Genomic DNA, 24,328 nt, shown 5'->3' with positions numbered 1-24,328 from the left:
TGAAGGTGAATTGGATGTATTTCGAGCGCTTAAAACGGGTCTAAAAAGTTTTAACCTTACCTTTGTTGATAAGATGGCTTTTCTTAAAACTTAATCGTTTTTATTTAGATACTTTTGCCAAATATTTTTTACAATGGATAAATTTAGAAGACCGCAACGGGGAAAGGAAAATAACGAGTTTGTTTTCGGTATTCGTGCAGTAATAGAAGCAATAAAAGCTGGTAGAGACATCGAAACGATTTACGTGCAGCGCGGTTTGAGTGGCGATCTATTTTTAGAACTTAAATCTGTGTTAACCGACACTACAATTCCTTTGAGCACAGTTCCGGTAGAGAAACTAAACCGAATGTCTCAAAAAACGCATCAGGGCGTTATTGCTGTCATTTCTCCGATCACCTATCAAGACATAGAGGACATTGTTCCAGGAATTTTCGAAAGAGGAAAAGTTCCATTTATTTTGGTGTTAGACAGCATAACAGATGTGAGAAACATGGGTGCTATCGTGCGTACAGCTGTCTGTGCCGGCGTTCACGCCATTGTTGTACCTATAAAAAATGCTGCCCAAATAAATGGTGATGCCATTAAAACATCGGCGGGAGCGCTTTTCAATATACCCATTTGCAGACATGGAAATCTACAGAAGACATGCCTGTTTCTGCAAGAATGTGGTTTGCAACTCGTTGCATGTACAGAAAAGACAAATGACCTAATTTACACGCCAGATTACACCTTGCCAACAGCAGTAATCATGGGATCAGAAGATTTAGGGATTTCTAATGAGTTAATAAGAATTGCGGACAGACTTGCCAAAATACCAATGGTAGGCGCTATTGAATCTTTAAATGTATCTGTTTCTGCAGCCATTATTTTATACGAGGCCGTGAGGCAAAGAGGCATTTAGTGATTGATTGCTAGCTGTTAAGTGGTTAAGTTGTAAAATGGATAGATCGGTAATTAATAGCTCTTTTTGTACTTACTATGCTTCCATTGGTTTGTTCCATTTTCGCTTTCGCGGATGAGCTCTCCTAATCTTTTTTGACGCGTTAACTCAGTTTTTGCACTCATTACCCAGTGGGTTGACGTTTTTTTATAAGATGGCGCGAGTGCAAAGAAATACTCCCAAGCTGCTTTGTTTTGTTTAAAAAGCATTTCAAATGCGTTAGAAAAAATTACTTCTTCCTGCTCGAAGGCATAAATTTTGGATTTAGTTGGTTTGCGTTTTTCGAAAGCTAGCAAACCTGCTTCTTTCACCAAGTTATTTTTTACAAGTTCTTCCATTTTTTTTATGTTCACTGCGCTCCAAATACTATTCGACTTACGTTTTGTGAACCGAATCTGATAACTTTCTGCATCTATCGAGTTTCTAACGCCATCGATCCAGCCAAAACACAATGCTTGATCGACAGATTGACCCCAAGTTAGGGTTGCCTTCCCACTTCGTATTTTATAGAAACCTACAGTCAACTCGGTTTCAACCAGGTGGTTTATCGATAACCAATTTCTAAAGTCTTTTTGATCTGCGAAAAATATGGGCGTCATTTTAATTCATTATTATAAAAAAAACCTATAAAATTATAAATTTAGCTTTTTCACAAACTTTTTTTAATTTGAGACAAATTTCAAACCGATAACAGACGCAATTAAGGTGGTGATGAAAAATATCCGCCAGAAATCTGCTGGTTCTTTAAAAATAACAATGCCAACAAGTACGGTTCCGACAGCGCCAATCCCTGTCCAAACTGCATAAGCAGTGCCAATTGGTAGGGTATTAGTCGCTTTTACCAATAATAACATGCTGATTGCAAGGCATAATAAGAAACCTGAAAACCAATAGTAGCTCAGGTTTCCATAACTTTGTTTCGCTTTGCCCAAACAGGTTGCAAAGCCCACTTCGAATAGTCCTGCGATAATCAATAGTATCCAATTCATAATGAAAAGCAAATTTTGTTTAGTGCAAAACTAGCTATTATTTAAAGATCGTATGTAAAGACGATGGAGTTTTGATGCGCAATGGTAGAATGAGTATAAAATTTGAATAGATTTGCTGTTTGCTAAGAAAAATTCTTGTGGAAACTTGCATGTACATCATGCTAGCGCTAACGACAGAAACGGCATCTTTTTGGACATTTTTCTTGTGCAAAAAAATACAGTAGATGGCGTTTTAGAGCGCCCAAATTTTTAATTAATTATAATTTTATACCTCACATTTAGATTTATGTCAGAAGATTTAACCATTTTATTATCAGACAATAAGGAAAATAATTACAGGTCAATCATTCCCCAAATAGCATCATTGTTGGAAGGCGAAGATGACTTTATAGCAAATATGGCAAACATTTCTGCAGCGTTAAAAGAGCAATTTAGTTTTTTTTGGGTTGGTTTCTATTTGGTTAAAAATGATGAATTAGTGCTCGGACCGTTCCAGGGACCGGTAGCTTGCACGCGGATAAAGAGAGGAAATGGCGTTTGTGGAACAAGTTGGTTGAAAGAAGAAGTGATTATTGTTGATGACGTTGATGCGTTTCCTGGGCACATTGCGTGTAGCTCGGGATCCAAGTCTGAAATCGTTCTACCACTAAAAAAAGATGGCGTGATTGTCGGTGTCTTAGATGTAGACAGTGAACATTTGTCACATTTTGATTCTATCGATCAGATTAATTTAGAGATTATTATCAAGATCTTGTTAAAATATAGTTGAGATGGTTTATCTCCATTCAGCGGATGACAGAATTAATTAGAGTTTACTGCAAAAAAACAGGGAGATAAATGAAAATTCGTAGTAAACCCAGTGGCTTCGCTAATAATTGATTCTCGTTAATGCTTCAAAACTGAAAACTTTTCTCCACTCAGAATGTTTTTCATCAAAGCGAATCACATGAAAAACGAGAAGAATATAGAGAAATTAAAAGGAATGGTAGAAGATGTGCGAATCTGCATGTTTAATACGATTGGCTTAGAAGGAGAGATGGGCAGTAGACCAATGGCTACTGCAAAAGTAGACCACGACGGAAGTATTTGGTTTTTTACCAATGAGTATTCGCCAAAATCTAAAGAGATTTCTAAAGACAATAAGGTGTTGCTCGCTTACAGCGATCCATCTAATAACACTTACGTTACGGTTAAGGGAAAAGCTTCTTTTGTAGATGATAGAGATAAGAAAAAAGAGCTCTGGTCGCCGTTTGTCAAAGCATGGTTTCCTGATGGCGTAGATGATCCGAAACTTATATTAATAAAAGTTGAAGCGGACGAAGTTGAATATTGGGATAGTTCGGCGTCTAAATTAGTAGTTTTGTTTAGCACGCTTAAGGCAATTGTAACTGGAGACCAACCCGATGTGGGGAAACATGACAAAATAAAAATTTAATTAAAAAAGCAGGAAAATAAAATTCCTGCTTTTTTTTGTATCATTGATTCATGCAGTTTAAAAATACGCTCGAGTTTGCTAAATCACTTGATAAAGCTGACAGTCTTAATCAATTTAGAGGACAATTTATTTTTCCAAAGCAAAATGGAAAAGAATTTATCTATTTGTGCGGTAATTCCTTAGGACTGCAACCTAAACGAACAAAAGAGTTAATTTCTAAGCAATTAGATCATTGGGGAAACAAAGCCGTAGAAGGTTGGTTTGAAGGAGAAGACGCTTGGATGTACTACCATAAGCGGGTAAACGCATTGATGGCTGAGTTAGTAGGAGCAAAAGTCGACGAAGTTTGCGCCATGAATACTTTGACCATAAATCTGCATTTATTGATGGTCAGTTTTTATGCTCCCAAAAATAATAGATTTAAGATACTGATGGAAAAGAGCGCATTCCCTTCAGATCAGTATGCCATTGAAAGTCAGGTGAAATTTCATGGCTATATTCCTGCCAATGTGATTGTAGAAATTGGCCCAAGATCCGGCGAATATACTTTACGAACTGAAGACATCATTGCCGAAATTTTAAAACAGGGTGACGAATTGGCGCTCGTTCTATTTGGCGGCATTAATTATTTTACCGGTCAGCTGTTTGACATGGCAGAAATAACTAAAGCAGGTCACCAAGTTGGGGCAACGGTAGGATTCGACCTCGCGCATGCCGCGGGTAATGTTCCTCTAAACCTGCACGATTGGAAGGTAGACTTTGCCTGCTGGTGCTCATACAAGTACCAAAATGCCGGTCCGGGTGGTGTAAGTGGTATCTTTGTGCATGAAAACCATTTTCAAGATAAAGAGCTTAATCGATTTGCAGGTTGGTGGGGTTACAAAGAAACCGATCGTTTTTTAATGGAAAAAGGATTTCAGCCTGAAAAGGGCGCCGATGGTTGGCAAGTTAGTTGCACTCAGGTTTTTCCGCTAACCATGTATTATGCTGCTCTGCAGCAGTTTGAAGAAGCTGGCTTTATGGCGCCGTTAAGAAGTAAAAGCGAGAAATTAACTGGTTACTTACAATCTATTATAAATGAGATAAATATAACGCTTGGTTATGAGCAATTTCAGATCATTACTCCATTAATAGAAGCGGATCGCGGAGCTCAACTTTCCATCATTGCAAAGGAAAAACCAAAAGAAATCTTCAATGGATTGGTCGAAAAAAATATACTTGGCGATTGGCGCGAACCCAATGTAATTCGTTTTAGTCCGGTGCCAATGTATAATTCTTTTGAAGATGTGTACGTTGCAGGAGTGGTGTTACTGGAAGTTACGAAGCAACTCCTGGAAAGTAAAATAAATGGAGATTAAAATCGCATGGAATCCGATATATGCGCATCCTTTACCAGAAGGTCATCGATTCCCCATGTTAAAATACGAACTAATTCCGGCTCAGTTGCTGCACGAGGGAATTATAGTAGAAAATAATCTTTTCAATCCTGAGCTTTTAGAAGAGAAATATGTACTCACCACCCATACAAAATCTTATTGGGAAGACTTAAAAAACCTTACCCTAACGCCAAAGGAACAGCGAAAAATTGGTTTTCCGCTTACTAAAAAATTGGTGGAGCGTGAGCTGACAATTGCAAAAGGAACGATAGACGGGGCGATTTGCGCCTTGGAAAATGGCGTGGCTTTTAATGTTGCAGGTGGTACGCATCACGCAGGGAGCAGTTGGGGCGAAGGTTTTTGCCTTTTGAATGACCAAGCGATCTGTGCCAACTATCTGCTTAATAATAATTTAGCTAGTAACATATTAGTTATAGATTTAGATGTTCACCAAGGCAACGGAACGGCTGAGATATTTGAGGATGATCACAGAGTATTTACATTTTCGATGCATGGAGAAAAAAACTTTCCTTTTAAAAAAGAAAGATCGAGTCTGGATATTGCTTTACGTGATGGTGTTTCGGATGGAGAGTATTTGGGAATACTAGACGAAACACTTCACAAGCTTTTTGAGCTGGAGCAGCCAGATTTTGTTTTTTATCTTGCAGGCGTAGATGTTTTGGCTTCAGACAAATTGGGAAAACTATCCCTTACTAAAGCTGGTTGCGCAACCCGGGATAAAATGGTATTGAGTTTATGTAACGCGAAAAAAATTCCTGTTCAAATAAGCATGGGCGGTGGCTATTCTGCAGACATCAAACAAATTGTAGATGCCCATTGCAATACCTACCGCATCGCATTTGATATATTTACCTAATATTACTTTTAAGGTAATCTTCGTAAGAAACAGTATTTTAGATATATGTATTATTAAATATAGCAAATTCTTTCCAACACCATTTTAATCGCAGTGTCAATTATTTTATGTGGTTCTTTGGCGAATTCTAACTTAGTTCTGCCGGCTAAAATGGCATTTATCGAAATGGCTTTATGGCCCAACATATTTGCCAAAGCATAAATACCGGCCGTTTCCATCTCTAAGTTAGTGACTTTATTTCCCTTATAATTGAAGCTATTTAATTGTTGAATAAGATTGGTCATGGAGTTTTCGGTACGTAATCTACGGCCCTGCGGACCGTAAAAACCTGGAGCAGTTGCTGTGATTCCGTGCATCATTTCTTTTCCTATGATTGTTAGTAACTGATTGCTAGCTGCAGTAATGTATGGATTGAAGTTTCTAACAACGCTAAAGTGTTTATTAAAACCAATTAGTATATCTTTCTCTTCTTCAGTATTTTGAGAATTATAATAATTCATGAGTGCATCTAAACCTAAGCCGAATGAAGAAGCCATAATGGTGCCCAGAGGAATATCATCTTGAATTGAGCCCGAAGTTCCGATTCTAATAATTTTTAACGATTTTAAATTCTTATTTATTTCCCTTTTGGTAAAGTCGATATTGACTAAGGCATCTAATTCATTTAAAACAATATCTATATTGTCCGTTCCGATGCCTGTGCTGAGGACAGTGATTCGATTATTCCCTAGCATTCCAGTATGCGTAATGAATTCCCGGTTTCCTTTTCTGAGCTCAATTTTATCAAAATGTTTGCTTACTTCTGCCACGCGTTCGGGATCACCTACGGTTATTACAGTATCTGCAACATCTTCTGGCAATAAATTTAAATGATAAATAGTTCCATCAGGATTGATGATAAGGTCACTTTTTGCTATACTCATATATTTCTTTCCAATTTTTGGTGTCATTTGTACTAATCTCACTTATATTGAGATTTGGAACGGTTGCTAATCTATTGATAACGTGGAAAGCTAAGGACTTTTTTACCCAAAACTTTAACCCACATTTTAAATCAAACTGCTGTTCAAAAACCTCTATATCCTCAAATTTAACTATTTGCATCACATCATTCATATAGAGGTGAGTAAAAGTAATCTGTAGCGCTATTTTATTAAAATCTTCTATGATGGTAGCTTTATCCAAAGCCATTAGACTTGCTGTTTTATAAGCATTAATCAATCCAGGAACACCTAATAATTTGCCGCCAAAGTACCTGACTACTACAATAAGTATATTTTCTAATTTTTCTGAGAGAAGACAATTTAAAATCGGTTTCCCCGCCGATCCGGCTGGTTCGCCATCATCGTTAGATCTAAATATACCATCAATGTTAAGTCGGTATGCATAGCAGAAATGTCCAGCCTTTTTATGCTGAGATTTTAATGCTAATAGAATATTCTTTATTTCTTCTTCGGTTCTTACCGGATAGGCATAACCTATAAATTTGCTCCCTTTATTGCTAAAAATTGATTCGGCTGAAGTCGCTATCGTTTTAAATTGATCAATAGACACCAGAAGTTAGCTTTTAGGATTTTTATAGACCGAAAATTCATCTTCCCCCACCTTCGAGCTTTCGACAAAGTCGGCGCGCAGCTGCGGGGCACGCAAACCATCTTTCCAGGCTAATTTCGACCTGAAAATTCTGGCTTCGTCCCATAGGTCTGCCAATAAAAATTGATTTAACACATTTATTCCGCCCTCCACAATAAAAGACTGAATATCCATTAGATAAAGCTGAAAGCAAATTTTTTGCGGAAGGTAAAAATGCATATCTTCCATCTGAATGTAATGTACATTTCCAATTATTTCTGTCTTCACCTCATTAAAGACAACGGTTTTTGCAACTTCATTAAAAAATAAGTTACTCGTTGGAATTTCCAAATTTTTATCGATCAATAACCGAATGGGATTATTCCCAACCCAGTCTCGAACGTTAAGCTCGGGATTGTCTATCAGAGCAGTATTTTTGCCTACCAAAATTGCATCTTCTTCGGCACGCCACTTATGTGTTAAGCGCTTAGCTAGATTGCCACTAATCCAACTTTGGGAGCCGTCAAGAGGCGCAAAATAGCCATTTGCAGTTTCGGCCCATTTTAGTATGATGTAAGGACGTTGTTTCTCAATTCGAGTAAAAAACCTAATGTTTAACCTTCGGCATTCTGAGTCTAATACATTTGACACCACGCCAATCCCGGCATTTTTAAGTTTTTCTATTCCTAGTCCATTTACGCCAGAAAAAGGATCTCTATTGCCTATAACTACCTTCTTAACGCTGTGTTTCACTAATAAATCTGCACAGGGTGGCGTTTTACCGAAATGGGCACAAGGCTCTAGATTCACGTAGACTGTTGCTCGGTTCAGCATTTCTTTCGACTTTTCTCCATAGCGTTCAAAAACAGCTTGGATGGCGTTTGGCTCTGCATGTGCTTCGCCAAATATTTTGTGATAACCTTCTCCAATAATAACGTCATCTAAAACAATTACGCAGCCAACCATAGGGTTTGGACTCACATCTGCAATTGCTAACCTGGCTAGATCTAGGCAACGACTCATATAGCTTTCATCATCCATTAATGCAAAAATAACGAATAAAAGCATCTCTTTTAAAATCTTCAAACTAACATTCGTATAAATACCTAATTTTGCCATTATGAACCAGAACCAGCTAAATAGACTTTTCAAACAAGAATTAATCGCACTTTACACAGAAAGTGAGATTAAAGTATTCTTGAGTTTAACTTTAGAAAAATATCTAGCAAGTCCAAATTTTAAATTAGATAACGAAAAAAATTTAGCGTTGAGCGAGGGCTTAACAAACAAGTTTAAAGACATATTGGCGGAACTAAAAATCCACCGCCCCATTCAGTATATTTTAAATCAGGCCCATTTTTTTGGGCTTCTCTTTGAAGTAAACCAATACGTTTTAATTCCTCGACCAGAAACAGAGGAATTGGTATTCTGGATGCTTCAAGATTTTAAGGCAAAAAAGCGAGAACAAATTAAGGTATTAGATGTAGGCACTGGCTCTGGCTGTATCGCAATTAGTCTAAAGAAAAATTTTTCCTTTATTCAGATGTCAGCAATTGATATCTCTGCCGGAGCACTTGAAGTAGCAAAAGCCAACGCGTTGATAAATAAAGTAGATATAAATTTTATCGAAGACGATATCTTAACATCAACTGCCATTACACGATATGACGTGATTGTAAGCAATCCTCCGTACGTGCGTAAGTTAGAAATGAGCGATATGGAAAAAAATGTAATCGATTTTGAGCCACATCTGGCGTTATTCGTAGAGGATGATGCACCTTTAAAATTTTATAGCGCCATAGCAGACTTTGCTTTGAGAAATTTAAATCCCACTGGAACACTTTATTTGGAGATAAATGAATTTTTATCTAAACAAACAGTTGAGTTATTAGATCATAAATTATTTACAAATATAGAATTAAGGAAAGACATGCAAGGTAAAGATAGGATGATTAAAGCTAATTTACCCTAATTTCGATTATGCCCTGGGATGGAATTGGGTTATTACCTGCTTCAAATAATCTCTATCTAAATGTGTATAAATTTCTGTGGTTGTAATGCTTGAATGCCCAAGCATTTCTTGAACTGCCCGCAAATCTGCCCCACCTTCTATTAAATGCGTTGCAAATGAATGGCGTAATGTATGTGGGCTAATCGTTTTAGTTATTCCTGCAGAGATTGCCAGTGTTTTTATAAGATTGAAGATCGAAATCCTGGAAAGTTTAGTGCCAAACCGATTCAAAAAAAGACAATCTTCATTGCCCTTTTTAATGTCGGCATGAGCTCTAACTTCGTTTAAATAGATTGAGATATATTTCAATGCCGAGCCGCCGATTGGAACTAAGCGTTCTTTATTTCCTTTGCCAATAACTTTAATAAATTCGATTTGTGCGAAAATATTTGAAATTTTTAATTCTGTTACCTCTGATACCCTTAGGCCACAACCATACAACACCTCAACAATAGCTTTATCTCTCATTCCTTGTGCAGATGAGGCATTGATTGCTGAAAGCAACCCGTCGATTTCTACAAGATTTAGGGTGTCAGGAAGTTTTCTTGTACTATTTGGACTTTCTAACAACGCACTTGGATCTATAAAAATAATCTCCTCCATCAATAGGTATGCAAAAAAAGCTTTGATCCCCGAGATGATTCTTGCCTGTGTACTCGCTTGCATCCCAAGATTGTGTATCGAACTGATGAAACTTTTCAGGTCATCACTCTTAATCTCGGTTATTGTCGGTTGCTCGTCTCGATTCAAAAAGTATTGAATCAATTTTTCCACATCGCCCAAATAGGCACTTATCGAATTAGCCGACAAAGATCTTTCTAGCTTTAGGTAAATCTTAAATTCTTTAAGATAGGGTTGCCACATCATGGTTTAAGCGTATTAACTTTTCAAAAATACGACATTGTTTGCAAAGGAAAATTATTTATAGGCAGCTGTCAAACGCCCAAAAAAAATTACCTTTATGGCAACGACAATTAATTACTCATGAGATTACAGATTATTAACGGACCCAACTTAAATCTTTTAGGAGTTAGGGAGCCATCTATCTATGGAAACAAAAAAATGGAAGATTATATGACGGAACTTTCTGAAAGGTATCCGACCATAGAAATGGATTATTTTCAAAGCAATGTAGAAGGCGAAATTATTAACAAATTACACGAAGTTGGCTTTGATTATGACGGGGTTATATTAAATGGTGGGGGATTTACACACACTTCTGTTGCAATAGCCGATGCCATTGCTGCAATAAGCACCGCCGTGGTCGAAGTACATATCTCTAATATTTATTCGAGAGAAGAATACCGCCACATCTCTTTAACAGGTAAAAACTGTAAAGGAGTGTTAACTGGTTTTGGAATGGACGGTTATCGTTTGGCAATAGAAAGCTTTTTATGCATCCAATAAGCAAACTACCATAACTGTGAGAAGTATTTAATTTTCCTAACGAAGAAATCCCAAACGATGCTACCGCTATATACGCCCGCATTAGATAGATACGGTTTTTGATAAGCGCTCCGCTTTTTATTGGTTTTGGCGATGGAAGTAATGAAATGCCAATGTGCTTTGCTTACAGCCCAAGTAAACTTTGGTTTTCCCGTAAGTAGGAAGTGCCACCAAGCAATAAAATCGATAAAAATTCTAATGGTAATCCTAAAAACAGCTTCCACGGGTGGAAGGTTTTTCTGCATGATGATGAGGTTATTTCTAAAATTGAGGTAGGTTTTAAAAGGATTTTCTGTTTGCAAAGTTCCACCTCCGATGTGAAAAACCTCTGCATCAGCACAATACATTATTTTATGTCCTAAGTTTTTCAATCTCCAGCAAAGGTCTATTTCTTCCATGTGGGCAAACAAATCAGCGTCTAGGCCAATAGTTTCTTCCCAAAACTTGCTTTTAATGAAAAATGCTGCACCACTTGCCCAAAATATCTCTGTGGTATCGTTGTATTGTCCATTGTCGTCTTCATATACATTAAACAATCTTCCCCTGCAAAATGGAAAAGCAAAATGATCTAGAAATCCTCCAGCGGCGCCTGCATACTCGAACCGATTTTTAAAGTTATAAGCCTTTATTTTTGGTTGAGCAGCGGCAATGCTTTCATCACTTTCCATCAACCTTATAACGGGTTCAATCCAATTTGGCGTCACCTCGACATCAGAATTTAGCAGAATAAAATAATCTGCAGTAACGCGCTCTAAAACCTTATTGTAACCGCCTGCGAAACCGTAGTTTACAGCGTTGATTAAAATTTTTACATCTGGGAACTTTTCCAATAACATTGCTACCGAATCATCAGTCGAAGCATTATCTCCAACTATTATCTGTAAATTTTGGTAGTTGGAAGCTAAAATTCCTGGCAAAAACTTTTCCAGCAAAGCGCTTCCGTTCCAATTTAAAATAACTACGGCAACCGATGGAATTTTACTGCGCATTTTCTGGTTTAATTTTCCAACGATTGTGGCTCCAAAGCCAAAGTGCCGGGTGTTCGGCTATGCAAGTTTCTAAAAGCGCAAAGTGCTTTTTTGTAATTTCTAGGTCTGTGGTTTTTTGTGGTTCTAAGCAAACCGGCAAAATATCTCCCTCATAATATCCTCGTTTTATCCGTCGAACCTTAAAGAAGAAAATAGGTCTATCGGTTTGCTTTGCAATTTTTTCAATACCTAGCATTACGGCAGTTGGTTGATTTAAAAAAGGAATAAAATACTTTGTTTCAGAACGGGCAGGTGCTTGGTCGCTGACAAAAGTTATTAAAGTTGGTTCATTTTTATAGGCGACAACTTCTCTTAAAGTTTGCTTCATCGCAATCAATACATTGCCATATCTCGACCTACAATTGTTCAACCAATTCTCAAAAATCTTGTTAGAGAGCGGTTTATAAATCATGAGCGTTTTGGTCTCAAGTTCGATTCCTAGAGATAAGCCTCCAAGTTCCCAATTTCCAAAATGGCCTCCGCAGCCCAAAACGCTAACTCCGTTTTGCAGGTGGGTTCGTAGCAAATCAACATTCATAAATTTAAAACGTTTTAACACTTCCTTTTCCGATATTGTGGTCATTTTTATAATCTCGAACATGAGATCAGCCAAATATTTAAAAAAATCTTTTTCTATTTTGATAATTTCAGCCAAAGATTTTTCGGGAAAAGAAGCTAATAGATTTTTACGAACAACTTTTTTTCGGTAGCCAATTATGTAATACAACAGATAATATGTTAATCTTGCAAAGAAAAACAACACAGTTAAAGGCAGGAGTGATAGTGAGAATAAAAAAAGCACGCCAAGCTGCGCTATTGCCCTATTAATCATTATTTTTAAACGTTTGGCTACAAACATAGATTTTCAAATGCAAAATACAGCAATACTTCCCTTGTTTTATCTTCCGCCGGTTGGCTATTTTGGCATCATTAAAGGAGTGCATGATCCAATACTAATAGAAAAGCAGGAAAATTTCCCGAAACAGACCTATAGAAATAGGGCATGCATCTATTCACCAAATGGACCATTAGACATTACAGTGCCGATAGTTAAAGGTGCTAAAAACCATGTTGCCTTTAAAGATGTGCGGATTAGTTACGACTTTAAGTGGCAACGGTTACATTGGCTCAGCTTACAATGTTGCTACAGAAGCTCTGCTTATTTTGAATATTATGAAGATGAGCTTGCAAAGTTTTACGAACAAAAATTTGATTTTTTATTTGACTATAATCTGGAAATTTTTAATTGGCTTTGCAAAAAAATTAAAATAGGTCTAGATTTTGAGCTTAGTGCTTCTTATTTAGAGCCGGCAGAAGTAAAGGTGGATTATAGACATATTATGAGTCCTAAAAAACCATTTTTCTTTGATGCAAAGCCTTATTACCAGGTGTTTGAAGATAGGCATAAATTTATCCCAAACTTAAGTATAGTCGATTTATTGTTTAATCAAGGACCACAAGCAGGTGCTTATCTTTAGTTATTTATGGCAAAGAATAAACTACGCGATAAAAAAAAGAAAATTAATTTTTCAGAACCTGGCACAAGTCCGGGGGCTTATGTAATAGATGATAATGCATTAAAGCCAATTATTAGCTTTCATATGTATAATACAGATAACCATAAGGTTGAGGTGCTGAAATCTTTAAAAAATATTGATTTGTTAACGGCCGACCCCAATTTTAGCTATTGGTTTGACATTAAAGGAATAGGAGATACGAGCTTGTTTGATACGCTTAAAACTAAGCTAAATATCAGCATCTTGGTATTAGAAGACATCACAAGTTCCTATCAACGACCAAAAATAGATGAATATGATGCAGAAAATTATCTTTTTGCAGTAAGTAGACATCTTTATTTCAATTCAGAGAATGAATTAATTAATGAGCAGATTTCTTTTATCTTAACACAAAATTGCCTCATCACTTTTCAAGAAACCTACGAAGATTGCTTTGATTCTGTTAGGAAGCGTCTTGATATTGGCAAGGGTAACATTCGCTTGGGCGGAAGTAGCTACTTGATGTATGCGTTGATGGACATGGTGGTAGACAGTTACTTAAAACTTCTTAATGTTTGGGGCGAGCAGTTAGATTCGATAGAAGATCGGCTTTATGCTAACCCGGATAAAAGGATAATGTACGATACGCAGGCCATTAAAAGAGCTTTACTGACTACAAGAAAAGTTGTTTGGCCCGAACGTGACAAGTTGAGTGACATTTTAAGAAGCGAGAGTCCGTTAATTACCTCTTTAACAAAAACTTATTTAAAAGATGCCTACGATCACTGCATTCAAACCATAGATTTTCTGGAATCTTTAAAAGAGATTGCAACCGCCAATATCGATTTAAATTTATCAATTGTGAGTAATAGAATGAACGAAATTATGAAGGTCTTAACCATCATATCTTCGATATTTATACCTCTAACCTTTATTGCTGGCATTTACGGAATGAATTTTAGTCGGGAAGATCCTGTTACCGGAAAAGTGTTGCGAGACAACATGCCAGAATTATATTTACAACATGGTTACGTTTACACTTTGGGGATCATGATTGTGATCGCCCTTTTTCAGATATTTTATTTTTATAAAAAAGGCTGGTTTAAATAATTCTTCTCATCGAAAATTTCTTTGAATAGACTTCAAATATTTTAAAAAATCAATCATCAAGTAAATTATATCACTTAGATTTACGGCTTGTGTGCTTAAATAAACTTTATCGCATTTAACAAAAATAATGCAGTCGTTCGAAATAGACAAAAACGATATACTTAAGGTTAAAAATGCGATTTTAGCCGGAGACGAAGCTTTACTAAAAGTCTTAGAGGATTATCATGCCTCAGAAATTGCAATTCTTTTCGAAAGACTTTCTATCGGCGAGCAGCAATATATTATCAATTTACTACCGTCTGATTTAGCATCTGAGGTCATTTCAGAGATGGATGAAGAATCTCACCCGGAAGACCTTTTGTTTCAACTTCACCCAGATAAAAGGACCGAAATAGTAGAGGAGCTAGATTATGACGATGCAACAGACATCATTTCATATCTTGAGGATCACGAACAGAACGAGATTCTCAAAGATTTAAGTCATGAAGATGCCTCAAACATTAGGGCACTTTTAACTTACGACGAGAAAACGGCTGGTGGATTGATGAACACTGATTTGATTTGCGTAAATGTAAATTTTACCAAAACAGATGCAATTGCCGAAATTATCCGCCAGAGCGAAGAAATGGAAGAGTTCTACACCATTTACGTAGTGGATGATGTAGACCGATTTATGGGTATTGTGTCACTTAAAGACATCATTAAAGCAAAACACGATGCTAAAATGATAGATTTGGTAAAGGTAGACGCGGTTTATGTAAGTCCAGAAACAGATCAAGAAGAAGTTGCCTATCTAATTTCTCAGTACAACTTAACGAGTATTCCGGTTATAGATAGAAATCATAAATTATTGGGTAGAGTTACGTTTGATGATGTGATAGACGTAATGGAGGCAGAAAGTACCGAGGACATTCTTAAGATCTCCGGGGTATCGGAGGATGAAGAACTTAGTGGTAATTGGGTTGATGCAGTAAAATCTCGATTACCATGGTTGATTATCAATTTGGCTACTGCGTTTTTAGCCTCATCTGTGGTAAGGTATTTCGATCCAACCATCAAGTTAATTCCAAGTTTAGCAGCCTATATGACCATCATAGCCGGGATGGGAGGAAATGCCGCAACTCAAGCATTGGCGGTAACCGTAAGACGTATTTCATTGTATGATTTGACCGATAAACAGGCTTACAATACAGTTTTAAAGGAACTTACGGTCGGTTTTATAAATGGCGCAGTAAATGGATTAATTGTATTTGCGTTCGCCTTTTTTTTTGATGGCAACCCAATGCTTGGCTTGGTTATTTTTTGTGCAATGACCGGTAATTTAGTCATCGCTGGAGTTACAGGCGCGGGTATTCCATTAATTTTAAAACGCGTTGGCATAGATCCCGCCATTGCATCGTCTATAATTATCACTACTTTTACCGATGTTTTTGGCTTTCTTCTAATTTTAGGTTTAGCTAGTAAATTGCTGCTTTAGAGTTAGCGAGTATTAAGGGACATTGAACAAAGCGCAAGGATCAAAAGAGTAAAGATTGAAGTTAATTGAAAAAGGGTTTTCAGCCCTGTATAAGTTTTATAAATTATGCAAGCAACCAAACACGATTGGACTAAACAAGAGATTGCCGCCATTTACAATAAGCCATTTTTAGATTTGGTTTTTGAGGCAGCGAGTATTCACCGGGCAAATAAAGATTACAATGAAGTGCAAGTTAGTTCTCTCATTTCTATAAAAACAGGCGGCTGTCCAGAGGATTGCTCTTACTGCCCACAAGCTGCGCGTTACCATACCGATTTAGAGGTAGAACCTTTAATGAAGTTGGGCGAAGTAATCAATGCGGCAGTGAAAGCAAAAGAGGGCGGAGCTTCTCGTTTATGTATGGGTGCCGCTTGGCGCGAGGTAAGAGATAATCGCGATTTTGATCGGGTAATAGAGATGGTTAAAGCGGTGAACGAAATGGACATGGAGGTTTGTTGTACACTTGGTATGTTAACAGAAAATCAAGCGCAACGCCTTGCAGATGCAGGACTATATGCATACAACCATAATATAGATACCTCTGAGGATGATTATAAACGCATTATAACCACCAGAAATTTTGATGATCGGTTGAGTACAATTAAAAATGTGCGCAAAGCAAAGTTAACCGTTTGTAGTGGCGGTATTATTGGATTAGGAGAAACAGTTGAAGATAGAGTTTCGATGCTTAAAACATTGGCCACTATGGAAAAACATCCCGAGTCTGTACCGGTAAATGCATTGGTTCCGGTAAAGGGTACACCTTTAGAAAATCAGCCTAGAGTGCCAATTTGGGATATGGTTAGGATGATTGCTACTGCGAGAATTATAATGCCCAACTCCGTTGTTCGCCTATCAGCAGGAAGAAATGAGATGAGTACGTTAGAGCAAGCTTTTTGTTTTATGGCAGGTGCAAGCTCCATTTTTGCCGGAGATAAACTTCTCACTACACCAAATCCAGCCTTTGTAGATGATATGGCGATGTTCGAATTGCTTGGGTTAAAAACCCGATCTGCATTTAAGAACGGTCGACCGGCAAACACCAAAATTGAGGAAGAGATTGCATAACAGTAGCATAAAAGCCAAAATATTTTTAGATTTTGGCTTTTATGTTTTTTTATGGATTTGAATTTAAATCGCTGTAACCCTCACTTCTATATTTCCGCTTACCGCCTTACTGTAGGGACAAGCCTTGTGCGCTTTGTCTGCCATTTTCTGAGCTTCTTCTTGAGAAATATTTGGGATATGCACATCTAAATCTGCTGAAAGCACAAAAGCATTTCCGTCCTTATTAAAAGATACCAATACATTCACAGTTGCCTCAGCCACATCAATACCTTCCCGAGCCGCAACGCTGCCCAAAGCGCCAAGGTAACATGGTCCCCATGCTGCTGCAAACAATTGCTCAGGATTAGTACCGCCACCTTGTCCATCTAGCTCTCTTGGTTTTCTAATTTCTAAGTCTATCACGCCATCGCTAGAATGCACGTGCCCGTCTCTTCCGCCTTTAGCAAGAACCTCTGCGGTATATAATTTTTCCATAATAAAGTCTTTCAAACTTCAACAAAAACAGGGATTTTTTGTTTTTAAATTGTTTCAGTTATGGGTAATTCAGTCAAACACTTTCTTCAAAACATTGTTGTGAGTAGACTTTTTTTAAGTAAAATTAAACTGTTTACTTATTTTATAGATGTCGTAAGCAGTTTTTTGAAGATTTTCACACTGCGACAAGCTTAAGTTTTTTCTCGCTTTAAGCAATTCCGATTCAGAAAATTCAGCATCATGAAGGTGCTCAACTTCTTTGGAGGACTGCTTTAATTGATCGATAGATAGACCTAAATAGTTCGAAACTTCTTTTTCTGCGCACATTAAATCATTCAAACCTTCAGCAAGCATTTCATTTTTATCAATTAAGGAAAGAGATGCAATGTAAGAGGAAAGCAGGTGATTCATTACAGTAAACTGGTATAATTGAGACATGTAGACCTGCTTATTTTTGGGCTCGGAAAACATGCGTTGAAATGTCGACGACAAATTGGCGCTTGCTACGTAAACTTGCTTTCTTGCCAATTTGTACAGTATTCTTTCGCCATCATCGTTTGCCTTCATTTTAATAAGCTCCATAAAGTATAACTTATTAGCCTCGAGCATTTTTACCATCGCCTCTTTTAGATAGTCTTTTTCCCAACTAGGAAAAAGAAAATAGCTCGCTGCGAATGCAATCCCTGAACCAATAAGCGTATCATAAATACGTTCTCCCGCTAACGTTATCGTACCCAGACCTAAAAATCGATATAGAAGCAATATGTAGGGCGTCATAAAAACAACGCTGACTACATAATTTTTTCGCTGAAAGCTATAACAACCAACCATACAGAACAGTAAAATTACAAAGAGCGAATAAGTGTCTTTTATGTAAGTAATCAAAATCATACCTATCACAGCACCCACGATGGTACCAACTACTCGTTGATAATTTCGTTGCTTTGTGAGGCTAAATCCGGGTTTACTAATCACTAAAATCGTAAGCAGAATCCAATAACTATGGTTAGAAGGCAATATTAACGACACGCAAAAGCCGATAACCATAACGGTAGTAACTCTTAATGCATGTTTAAAGGTGTTAGATTTTAAGGTGAGGTTCTGCGTAAAAACGGAAAGGCCAAATTGTTCTTGATCGATAAATTTTTTCGGCTCTATATTTGGACGTTTCAAAGCGTTGCTCGTACGCATATTAAAGTATTCGATCATGGTTTCAACGCGATAGAAAATCCGCTCGATGTTTTCTTCGATCTTTCCAAGACTTTTAAAAGCAAAACCATCAATGTTGTCTTTTTCAAAGGGTGTTAAAGTTTCATTGATTCTCATTTTTGTTGCCTCAAACTCTTTCAAAAGACTTCTTGATAATGTTGGTGGATGCCCATCTTTTATCGCAAAAGCAATGTTATTTAAAGCTTCTGCAATATGTTTGATGAATCTTTCGTAATCAACGAAGACCTCTGATTTCCCAAATTTATCATGCAGAATTTTATAATCATAGTGCGTGGCCATAATCCTTTCAAAAACATCGACCATATCTATAAATACGATAAGTAAAAATCTACCTTCCACGCTTGAATCTCGAACCACACTTCTTGTTCTAAATAACAAATCCCTAACGGCATTTTGTTTCTCGTGAACGTTCACCTGCAGCTTAACGAGTTCAGAAAAAGTCGCCTCGAAATCAGTTTCCGCATTGAATAAACTGGCTTTCTTAACAAGATAATTAGCCACTTCTAAAATAGAATCGCTCAATTCTTGTTGTACAGCCCGATACGGCCTAACTCGGTAAACAAGGTAACTTAAACAGGTGTACCAAATACCGCCCGTTAATATAAACACACTGTATTTTACTTCCTCTACAAATGGCCTGGTGTCGTCTATACTTAAAATAACTATCAGTAAACTTGCGGTGCCAATAGAGGCCGCCCTGACTCCATAACAATAGAGCATTGAAAAAATAAAACTTGTTAACACGATAACTAGCCCCATCAATAGGTTGTTTTGGTTGGACACTCCCGTTAGAAAAGCACAAAGAAAAATAAGTACGGAAGTTATAATCATCGCATTTCGACGGTGTACAATAGGGCCCGGACTGTCTACTATGCTTACGCAAAGAGCACCTAATGACAATGTGATGCCGATTTTTAATAGGCCAAATTGCGCCATAACTAACGATGGGAGAAGTACACCCATGGTAACGCGCAAGCCGTCGGCAAAATACGTGCTTTTGAAAAAGTTTCTCGCGTCGTTTTTGGCTTGCTGTAGCTGCATAAGAGCAAAATTAACATATAATTTTTCTATAATGCCATTTGCTTAAAAACAACTTCTTTACATTTATTTGTTCATCTAAGTGGAAATCTGAAGAATAACTTTATCTTTTATAAATGTATATGTTGGTAACTAGGTTTGGTTTCGTTGTTGATAACATCGTTGTGTAAACAAAATTCGATCGTCTCACCTGTTTTAAGGACTTAGGATACGTTAATAAGTAGATGATTTCGGTGGATAACGTTGTGAAAAGAAAAGGCTAATTATATGTTGCCAAAATCCAATATGGCAGTATATTAGAGACATCAAATACGAAGTACTTTGAATTCTGATAAGGTAAATCAATTTAAAACTAAACCGAAAGGTTAAGAATTTTACATTTGCCCACAGGGAATATGATTGAATTAGGAACGGCGTAAGTTGTACTGAAAAATGCTAGAATGATTTTAGGACAATCTAGTATAAAAATCAAAAGGCCCATACAGAGCTTATCAAAAATTGCAAAACTCTATGGAGCAAGCAGTAGATGATAAATTTTAGCGCAGTGAAAAGCTTTGCAGCAAAACAGTAGCGGAAAAATTAAAGTATTGAGAATTAGATTTTAATTGCGACTATGGTTGTAATTGAAAGAAACGGGGAACTGAATCGCAAGAGGAAGAGCCCCGTTTTTGTTTTTTTGCTTGCCGAAAATTCCTAAGAAAACAATAATTTATAGAGACACAAATCTTAAATTTACCAAATGGCCACAACAGGTAAATTGTCAGTTGAGATATTAAAGAAGATTTTTGTGTTGGACACTTCTGTCATTCTATACGATCACAACTCTGTTGAAAGTTTTCAGGAGCACGATGTCGCAATCCCAATACAGGTTTTAGAAGAATTGGATAATTTTAAAAGTGGAAATGACACGCGCAATTTTGAAGCGCGGAGTTTTATCAGGCTGATAGATGAGGCCGCTCAATCTAAACTCATTAATCAGTGGCTTTCAATTGGCAACGGGCAGTTGGGTAAATTTATGGTGGTTTTGACTGAAACGGCTCCAAAAATTGATGCAGAAAAAGTTTTTGGTAGTGACAAAACCGATCATAAAATATTAAATGTTGCTCTAAAACTGCAGGAGGAAAATCCTGAGAAAAAAGTGGTGTTGGTTTCAAAAGACATTTGTTTAAGACTAAAGGCAAAAGCTCTAGATTTGAACGCAGAAGATTATGAAACCGGTAAAATAAAGAATGTAGAGGAACTGTATCAAGGAAAAACTCAAGTTGAAGGTTTTGATAAAGTTTTACTTGACGAGTTAGACGCAAAAGGAGTGGTAAAGGTTGATCCAAATATTCTTCATTTGGAGAATGCAAACCACTTTTTTATTTTTAAAAAGAATAAAAATACTTTAAATGCCTTTTACAATCGACAGCTCAAAATGCTTAGTAAAGTAAGTATGGATTCGGTTTTTAACATTCAACCAAAAAATGTAGAACAAGCTTTTGCACTCCATGTCTTGCTAGATCCAAACATAAAGTTGGTTAGCATTCAAGGCAATGCTGGTACTGGAAAAACACTTTTAGCATTGGCAAGTGCATTAGAACAGCGGAAAAATTTTCGACAGATTTACGTCACCCGGCCTATGGTTTCCTTAAGCAACAAAGATATTGGGTATTTACCCGGAGATGCAAAATCTAAAACCGATCCATTTATGGCGCCCATTTGGGATAATTTACGCTTTATAAAAGAACAGTTTGTAGGAGATCAAATTACCTATGCAAAAATAGATGAGCTGGTGGCAACAGAAAAAATTGCAATAGCTCCGCTTGCGTTTATTCGAGGGCGCACATTATCTAAAATATTTTTTATTATAGATGAAGCTCAAAATTTGACCCCTCATGAGGTGAAGACGATCATTTCAAGAGCTGGTGAACAAACGAAAGTAGTATTCACAGGAGACATTCATCAAATCGATACCCCTTATTTAGATTCAGAAAGCAACGGATTATCTTACCTTATTGCTAAAGCGAAAAATCATCCTTTATATGCGCACATCACCTTAAAAAAAGGGGAGCGAAGTGAATTGGCGAATTTGGCTAATGAACTATTATAGGATAGAAATTCCATTTTAAAGATTATTCCCTACCTTTAAGGCAAAGGCTTTTTTTAGAATAGTACAAGATAAGAACAAGGTTGTAAAAAAGGTAAACCTGACAGCTTCACTTAAAAACCATATACATCGTTTGGAAGAGATGCGAGCACTTGAGAACCAAGCGATTTTAGAAATAATTAATATTTCTATATCTTTTCAAAAACTACTATCTTACCACACAAAAAACCATTCATTTATGAAGAATTTCTTCCGCACAGCAGTCGTTCTAAGCGTTCTTTTTCTAGCAGCCTGTAGTCAGAACAGCAAAACAAATAACGACAATCAAACGAATGAAAAACTGATAGATAGTGCTTGCTATGGCGCTTCCTTTGAGGAAGACAATGCGCACATGGTGCTGAAGAATTATGCTTCTGGAAAGGTTGGGGGCACTTTGATGGTTAATTATGCCAATAATTCGAAGAACGTTGGTACATTCGATGGGAAATTTGAAGGGGACACCTTGTTTCTGGCTTATCAATTCACTTCTGACTCGAAAGCGGTCCATACAAACCCTTTGGCTTTTTTAAAGAAAGACGGTAACTTGGTAATGGGGGTTGGCCAAATTGAAACCACGCTCGGGCGCTCGTATTTCGTAAAAGACAAACCTATAAATTTTGAAGTCGGCAAGTTTATTTTCGAACCACTGCCTTGTAAATAGGTCAATCCTAAACACTCCCGGAGCATTCAGGATGATGAGATTTTTAAATTGGCTTGTATTCTTTTCGCTTACTCAATTGCATGTCTTCCTTATATTAATTCTACTCAATTGTTTAAATAATCATTGCAGATTGCTGTTGGAAGAGAAGTCAAAGTTGGTAAATTTGAACCACCAGAAGGGAAGGTAATACTTTTTGTCGGACAAGATCTCGAGGCAATTGGAGGGACGTCAACATGTCATGAGGGCTATTTCGATGCCTTTGATGCGCCAGGTGGTTTTACCCAGTATACCAATTTAAGGGCTGGTTCTGCGTATACCTTGGCTGGGCTAACTACTTCTGCCAATTGGGGTGATGGACCGGAAAACATGTCTACGACCACCTCCAACCGTGAATTTGCAAATTCCTGTTTGTCGATCGGATTAGATCTAAGCAACGACAATGATTTCGCTACGGCTGAAGGAAAAAATGATGGAGCCATTTCTATGTTGGGAAATTGGATAAAGAAGCAGGGGAAACGACCTGTTTTTTTGCGTATTGGCTACGAGTTTGATGGATTCGATTGGAACCATTACGACAACTTGGCCTACATACAAGCTTGGAGAAGAATTAAAGATACATTCGATGCCATGAACGTAAACAATGTCGCTTATGTTTGGCAATCAAAAGGCGCAGGAACGACTAAGCAAACGCTTGATTCGTTTTACCCGGGTGATAAATATGTAGACTGGGTAGCCTATTCTTTTTTTACTGCTGCAGAAGAACATCATCCAATGATACAATTTGCACGAGCCCACCAAAAGCCCTTATTTATTGCAGAAGCCACACCAGTAATTTTAGGGCCAAATGGTGTTTGTTTACCGCTCGATCTAAGCAATACGACTGACGTAAATAAGGCTTGGAAAGAATGGTTTATGCCTTTTTTTAGAACCATCAACAACAATTCGGACGTTATAAAAGCCATTCACTACATTAATTCGCGATGGAAAACCAGGGTAATGTGGCAATCAAATCCTTACTTTAAAAACATTGATGCAAGGATTACCCGAAACGATTTGATGAAAAAACTGTGGATCGCAGAAACTTCAAAACCTAAATACCTTAAAGCCTCTGATACGCTTTTTACTTTTTTGTGGAACGAACACTAAAGTTTTGCTTGCAGAAGCTCCCTACAAAAAATGCAGACCAATGCTTAGTTGGAGCACGCATACCTCAATTGTGTTTCCTCGTAAATGACTAAAAATAGCCATTTTCTTGTGTAGTCTTACTCGCTAACTTCGGTCGTTATCTGTGCAGAAATTATTTGCCTTTTGATCAAAATAACAAGTTTATGGAACCCTATCTAGACAACAATTGGTACGTGGTATACACTTATCCTAACTTGGAAAAGAGGATTTACAACGATTTAACCAAAAGAAACATCAAGGCTTACTTACCGCTTCAGCTCGTAATAAGACAATGGAGCGACCGGAAAAAGGAACTTCAAGTCCCAATGTTTCCCAATTATTTGTTCGTAAAGTCGAGAGAGAGGGAACGTTTTGAACTGCTAAAAGTTGCAGGAATATTAAAGATGATTACGTTTAACGGCAAACCTGCGGTATTGACTGAAGAAGAAATAAACAACATAAGGAAGTTTGAGCGCTTAGAATTTGAAGTAGAGCCACATTTGGTTCAGGGCGACGAGGTACTTATTGTCAACGGCCCTTTTACCGGCTTAAAAGGCAGGTTGTTTTCAAAAAGAGGAAAACATAGGTTAGGAGTACACATTCAGTCTATCGGGCAATCCCTGTCTATCGAAATAGAGTCGTCTAGCATTAGAAAGACAATGGATAAAAATAGTTATAATTAACTATTTGTCGGTGTATGGGTACTCATTAACTTTAAGGCAAGATAGATTGAGATTTTAAAAACCTTTTTTCTAAGTTTCAATCACCA

At 37.2% G+C, this 24,328-nt stretch carries 25 protein-coding genes; 15 read left to right on the top strand and 10 right to left on the bottom strand.

Going from position 1 to position 24,328, the window contains the following annotated elements; all coding sequences use genetic code 11:
- The first annotated feature begins 133 nt into the window (after nt 1-133).
- Nucleotides 134-901 (top strand): 23S rRNA (guanosine(2251)-2'-O)-methyltransferase RlmB, encoded by a 768-nt coding sequence (rlmB, locus tag ACVWYG_RS00550; protein ID WP_457268171.1) that lies wholly within the window; start codon nt 134-136, stop codon nt 899-901.
- A gap of 53 nt (nt 902-954) precedes the next feature.
- Here rlmB and ACVWYG_RS00545 read toward each other — a convergent pair whose 3' ends face one another.
- Entirely contained in the window at nt 955-1,539 is a 585-nt protein-coding gene (locus ACVWYG_RS00545; RefSeq protein ID WP_457268170.1) for a YdeI/OmpD-associated family protein, read from the bottom strand.
- A 63-nt stretch (nt 1,540-1,602) separates the two neighbouring features.
- The gene (locus ACVWYG_RS00540; protein WP_457268169.1) at nt 1,603-1,929 is read right to left on the bottom strand and encodes a DMT family transporter; all 327 of its coding nucleotides are present in this window, start codon (nt 1,927-1,929) and stop codon (nt 1,603-1,605) included.
- A 286-nt stretch (nt 1,930-2,215) separates the two neighbouring features.
- On the opposite strand from ACVWYG_RS00540, the gene ACVWYG_RS00535 reads away from it, so the two are divergent.
- From ACVWYG_RS00535 to ACVWYG_RS00520, 4 genes are all read left to right on the top strand, one after another.
- Complete coding sequence (locus ACVWYG_RS00535) at nt 2,216-2,698, top strand: GAF domain-containing protein (protein ID WP_457268168.1); 483 nt, start codon at nt 2,216-2,218, stop codon at nt 2,696-2,698.
- Between the two features lie 177 nt (nt 2,699-2,875).
- The gene (locus ACVWYG_RS00530) at nt 2,876-3,364 is read left to right on the top strand and encodes a pyridoxamine 5'-phosphate oxidase family protein (RefSeq protein ID WP_457268167.1); all 489 of its coding nucleotides are present in this window, start codon (nt 2,876-2,878) and stop codon (nt 3,362-3,364) included.
- Between the two features lie 50 nt (nt 3,365-3,414).
- Nucleotides 3,415-4,722 carry a kynureninase gene (gene kynU, locus ACVWYG_RS00525; RefSeq protein WP_457268166.1) on the top strand — a complete coding sequence of 436 codons (1,308 nt, stop codon included), beginning with the start codon at nt 3,415-3,417 and terminating at the stop codon, nt 4,720-4,722.
- Nucleotides 4,712-5,617 (top strand): histone deacetylase family protein, encoded by a 906-nt coding sequence (locus tag ACVWYG_RS00520; RefSeq protein ID WP_457268165.1) that lies wholly within the window; start codon nt 4,712-4,714, stop codon nt 5,615-5,617. Before kynU ends, ACVWYG_RS00520 begins: the two co-directional genes overlap by 11 nt.
- A 53-nt stretch (nt 5,618-5,670) precedes the next feature.
- Here the strand turns inward: ACVWYG_RS00520 and ACVWYG_RS00515 are convergent, their stop codons facing one another.
- From ACVWYG_RS00515 to ribD, 3 genes are read right to left on the bottom strand one after another with little or no spacing between them, the layout of a single operon-like run.
- Nucleotides 5,671-6,540 carry a nucleoside phosphorylase gene (locus ACVWYG_RS00515; RefSeq protein WP_457268164.1) on the bottom strand — a complete coding sequence of 290 codons (870 nt, stop codon included), beginning with the start codon at nt 6,538-6,540 and terminating at the stop codon, nt 5,671-5,673.
- Nucleotides 6,521-7,171: an IMPACT family protein gene (locus ACVWYG_RS00510; protein WP_457268163.1), complete on the bottom strand. Its 651-nt coding sequence runs from the start codon at nt 7,169-7,171 to the stop codon at nt 6,521-6,523. Before ACVWYG_RS00510 ends, ACVWYG_RS00515 begins: the two co-directional genes overlap by 20 nt.
- A 6-nt stretch (nt 7,172-7,177) precedes the next feature.
- Nucleotides 7,178-8,308 (bottom strand): bifunctional diaminohydroxyphosphoribosylaminopyrimidine deaminase/5-amino-6-(5-phosphoribosylamino)uracil reductase RibD, encoded by a 1,131-nt coding sequence (gene ribD, locus ACVWYG_RS00505; RefSeq protein ID WP_457268162.1) that lies wholly within the window; start codon nt 8,306-8,308, stop codon nt 7,178-7,180.
- A 1-nt stretch (nt 8,309) separates the two neighbouring features.
- On the opposite strand from ribD, the gene prmC reads away from it, so the two are divergent.
- On the top strand, nt 8,310-9,161 hold the full coding sequence (gene prmC / locus ACVWYG_RS00500; protein WP_457268161.1) for a peptide chain release factor N(5)-glutamine methyltransferase: 852 nt from the start codon (nt 8,310-8,312) through the stop codon (nt 9,159-9,161).
- Nucleotides 9,162-9,167: 6 nt separating this feature from the next.
- Here the strand turns inward: prmC and xerD are convergent, their stop codons facing one another.
- Entirely contained in the window at nt 9,168-10,067 is a 900-nt protein-coding gene (gene xerD / locus ACVWYG_RS00495) for a site-specific tyrosine recombinase XerD (protein ID WP_457268160.1), read from the bottom strand.
- A gap of 117 nt (nt 10,068-10,184) precedes the next feature.
- On the opposite strand from xerD, the gene ACVWYG_RS00490 reads away from it, so the two are divergent.
- Complete coding sequence (locus tag ACVWYG_RS00490) at nt 10,185-10,607, top strand: type II 3-dehydroquinate dehydratase (protein WP_457268159.1); 423 nt, start codon at nt 10,185-10,187, stop codon at nt 10,605-10,607.
- 5 nt (nt 10,608-10,612) lie between these two features.
- Here the strand turns inward: ACVWYG_RS00490 and ACVWYG_RS00485 are convergent, their stop codons facing one another.
- Both ACVWYG_RS00485 and ACVWYG_RS00480 read right to left on the bottom strand, forming a co-directional pair.
- Nucleotides 10,613-11,635 (bottom strand): glycosyltransferase family 2 protein, encoded by a 1,023-nt coding sequence (locus ACVWYG_RS00485; protein WP_457268158.1) that lies wholly within the window; start codon nt 11,633-11,635, stop codon nt 10,613-10,615.
- Nucleotides 11,625-12,533, bottom strand: coding sequence for a lysophospholipid acyltransferase family protein (locus tag ACVWYG_RS00480; protein WP_457268157.1), 909 nt, complete (start codon nt 12,531-12,533; stop codon nt 11,625-11,627). The genes ACVWYG_RS00485 and ACVWYG_RS00480 overlap by 11 nt, the downstream gene beginning before the upstream one ends.
- 10 nt (nt 12,534-12,543) lie before the next feature.
- On the opposite strand from ACVWYG_RS00480, the gene ACVWYG_RS00475 reads away from it, so the two are divergent.
- The 4 genes from ACVWYG_RS00475 (at nt 12,544) to bioB (ending at nt 16,864) form a co-directional block, all read left to right on the top strand.
- Nucleotides 12,544-13,152, top strand: coding sequence for a WbqC family protein (locus ACVWYG_RS00475; protein WP_457268156.1), 609 nt, complete (start codon nt 12,544-12,546; stop codon nt 13,150-13,152).
- A 6-nt stretch (nt 13,153-13,158) separates the two neighbouring features.
- Nucleotides 13,159-14,280: a magnesium/cobalt transporter CorA gene (corA, locus tag ACVWYG_RS00470; protein WP_457268155.1), complete on the top strand. Its 1,122-nt coding sequence runs from the start codon at nt 13,159-13,161 to the stop codon at nt 14,278-14,280.
- Nucleotides 14,281-14,407: 127 nt separating this feature from the next.
- Nucleotides 14,408-15,757 (top strand): magnesium transporter, encoded by a 1,350-nt coding sequence (gene mgtE, locus ACVWYG_RS00465; RefSeq protein ID WP_457268154.1) that lies wholly within the window; start codon nt 14,408-14,410, stop codon nt 15,755-15,757.
- A gap of 105 nt (nt 15,758-15,862) precedes the next feature.
- A complete protein-coding gene (bioB, locus tag ACVWYG_RS00460; RefSeq protein ID WP_457268153.1) occupies nt 15,863-16,864 on the top strand; it encodes a biotin synthase BioB in 1,002 nt (333 codons plus the stop codon).
- A 63-nt stretch (nt 16,865-16,927) separates the two neighbouring features.
- On the opposite strand, the gene ACVWYG_RS00455 is transcribed toward bioB, so the two are convergent.
- Together ACVWYG_RS00455 and ACVWYG_RS00450 are read right to left on the bottom strand one after the other, a co-directional pair.
- Nucleotides 16,928-17,338, bottom strand: coding sequence for an organic hydroperoxide resistance protein (locus ACVWYG_RS00455; RefSeq protein WP_457268152.1), 411 nt, complete (start codon nt 17,336-17,338; stop codon nt 16,928-16,930).
- A gap of 114 nt (nt 17,339-17,452) precedes the next feature.
- The gene (locus ACVWYG_RS00450; RefSeq protein ID WP_457268151.1) at nt 17,453-19,609 is read right to left on the bottom strand and encodes an FUSC family membrane protein; all 2,157 of its coding nucleotides are present in this window, start codon (nt 19,607-19,609) and stop codon (nt 17,453-17,455) included.
- A gap of 736 nt (nt 19,610-20,345) precedes the next feature.
- On the opposite strand from ACVWYG_RS00450, the gene ACVWYG_RS00445 reads away from it, so the two are divergent.
- The 4 genes from ACVWYG_RS00445 to ACVWYG_RS00430 all read left to right on the top strand — a co-directional run bounded on the left by ACVWYG_RS00445 (nt 20,346) and on the right by ACVWYG_RS00430 (nt 24,242).
- Entirely contained in the window at nt 20,346-21,698 is a 1,353-nt protein-coding gene (locus ACVWYG_RS00445; protein ID WP_457268150.1) for a PhoH family protein, read from the top strand.
- A gap of 235 nt (nt 21,699-21,933) precedes the next feature.
- On the top strand, nt 21,934-22,395 hold the full coding sequence (locus tag ACVWYG_RS00440) for a hypothetical protein (RefSeq protein WP_457268149.1): 462 nt from the start codon (nt 21,934-21,936) through the stop codon (nt 22,393-22,395).
- A gap of 123 nt (nt 22,396-22,518) precedes the next feature.
- A complete protein-coding gene (locus tag ACVWYG_RS00435) occupies nt 22,519-23,541 on the top strand; it encodes a glycosyl hydrolase (protein WP_457268148.1) in 1,023 nt (340 codons plus the stop codon).
- Between the two features lie 182 nt (nt 23,542-23,723).
- Entirely contained in the window at nt 23,724-24,242 is a 519-nt protein-coding gene (locus tag ACVWYG_RS00430) for a UpxY family transcription antiterminator (RefSeq protein ID WP_457268147.1), read from the top strand.
- Nucleotides 24,243-24,328: the final 86 nt, after the last annotated feature.

This window comes from Pedobacter sp. UYEF25 (assembly GCF_054061655.1).
The sequence above is the reverse complement of the archived record's forward strand: the minus strand, read 5'-3'. Positions and strand labels throughout refer to the sequence as shown.

What these genes read in the sequence shown, in the direction of transcription:
- mgtE (WP_457268154.1), top strand. Translation starts at nt 14,408, where the DNA reads ATGCAGTCGTTCGAAATAGACAAAAACGATATACTTAAGGTTAAAAAT.
- ACVWYG_RS00490 (WP_457268159.1), top strand. Translation starts at nt 10,185, where the DNA reads ATGAGATTACAGATTATTAACGGACCCAACTTAAATCTTTTAGGAGTT.
- ACVWYG_RS00530 (WP_457268167.1), top strand. Translation starts at nt 2,876, where the DNA reads ATGAAAAACGAGAAGAATATAGAGAAATTAAAAGGAATGGTAGAAGAT.
- ACVWYG_RS00515 (WP_457268164.1), bottom strand. Translation starts at nt 6,540, where the DNA reads ATGAGTATAGCAAAAAGTGACCTTATCATCAATCCTGATGGAACTATT.
- bioB (WP_457268153.1), top strand. Translation starts at nt 15,863, where the DNA reads ATGCAAGCAACCAAACACGATTGGACTAAACAAGAGATTGCCGCCATT.
- ACVWYG_RS00450 (WP_457268151.1), bottom strand. Translation starts at nt 19,609, where the DNA reads ATGCAGCTACAGCAAGCCAAAAACGACGCGAGAAACTTTTTCAAAAGC.
- ACVWYG_RS00475 (WP_457268156.1), top strand. Translation starts at nt 12,544, where the DNA reads ATGCAAAATACAGCAATACTTCCCTTGTTTTATCTTCCGCCGGTTGGC.
- ACVWYG_RS00455 (WP_457268152.1), bottom strand. Translation starts at nt 17,338, where the DNA reads ATGGAAAAATTATATACCGCAGAGGTTCTTGCTAAAGGCGGAAGAGAC.
- ACVWYG_RS00440 (WP_457268149.1), top strand. Translation starts at nt 21,934, where the DNA reads ATGAAGAATTTCTTCCGCACAGCAGTCGTTCTAAGCGTTCTTTTTCTA.
- ribD (WP_457268162.1), bottom strand. Translation starts at nt 8,308, where the DNA reads ATGGCAAAATTAGGTATTTATACGAATGTTAGTTTGAAGATTTTAAAA.
- corA (WP_457268155.1), top strand. Translation starts at nt 13,159, where the DNA reads ATGGCAAAGAATAAACTACGCGATAAAAAAAAGAAAATTAATTTTTCA.
- xerD (WP_457268160.1), bottom strand. Translation starts at nt 10,067, where the DNA reads ATGATGTGGCAACCCTATCTTAAAGAATTTAAGATTTACCTAAAGCTA.
- ACVWYG_RS00480 (WP_457268157.1), bottom strand. Translation starts at nt 12,533, where the DNA reads ATGTTTGTAGCCAAACGTTTAAAAATAATGATTAATAGGGCAATAGCG.
- ACVWYG_RS00540 (WP_457268169.1), bottom strand. Translation starts at nt 1,929, where the DNA reads ATGAATTGGATACTATTGATTATCGCAGGACTATTCGAAGTGGGCTTT.
- ACVWYG_RS00485 (WP_457268158.1), bottom strand. Translation starts at nt 11,635, where the DNA reads ATGCGCAGTAAAATTCCATCGGTTGCCGTAGTTATTTTAAATTGGAAC.
- ACVWYG_RS00520 (WP_457268165.1), top strand. Translation starts at nt 4,712, where the DNA reads ATGGAGATTAAAATCGCATGGAATCCGATATATGCGCATCCTTTACCA.
- ACVWYG_RS00430 (WP_457268147.1), top strand. Translation starts at nt 23,724, where the DNA reads ATGGAACCCTATCTAGACAACAATTGGTACGTGGTATACACTTATCCT.
- kynU (WP_457268166.1), top strand. Translation starts at nt 3,415, where the DNA reads ATGCAGTTTAAAAATACGCTCGAGTTTGCTAAATCACTTGATAAAGCT.
- rlmB (WP_457268171.1), top strand. Translation starts at nt 134, where the DNA reads ATGGATAAATTTAGAAGACCGCAACGGGGAAAGGAAAATAACGAGTTT.
- ACVWYG_RS00535 (WP_457268168.1), top strand. Translation starts at nt 2,216, where the DNA reads ATGTCAGAAGATTTAACCATTTTATTATCAGACAATAAGGAAAATAAT.
- ACVWYG_RS00545 (WP_457268170.1), bottom strand. Translation starts at nt 1,539, where the DNA reads ATGACGCCCATATTTTTCGCAGATCAAAAAGACTTTAGAAATTGGTTA.
- ACVWYG_RS00445 (WP_457268150.1), top strand. Translation starts at nt 20,346, where the DNA reads ATGGCCACAACAGGTAAATTGTCAGTTGAGATATTAAAGAAGATTTTT.
- prmC (WP_457268161.1), top strand. Translation starts at nt 8,310, where the DNA reads ATGAACCAGAACCAGCTAAATAGACTTTTCAAACAAGAATTAATCGCA.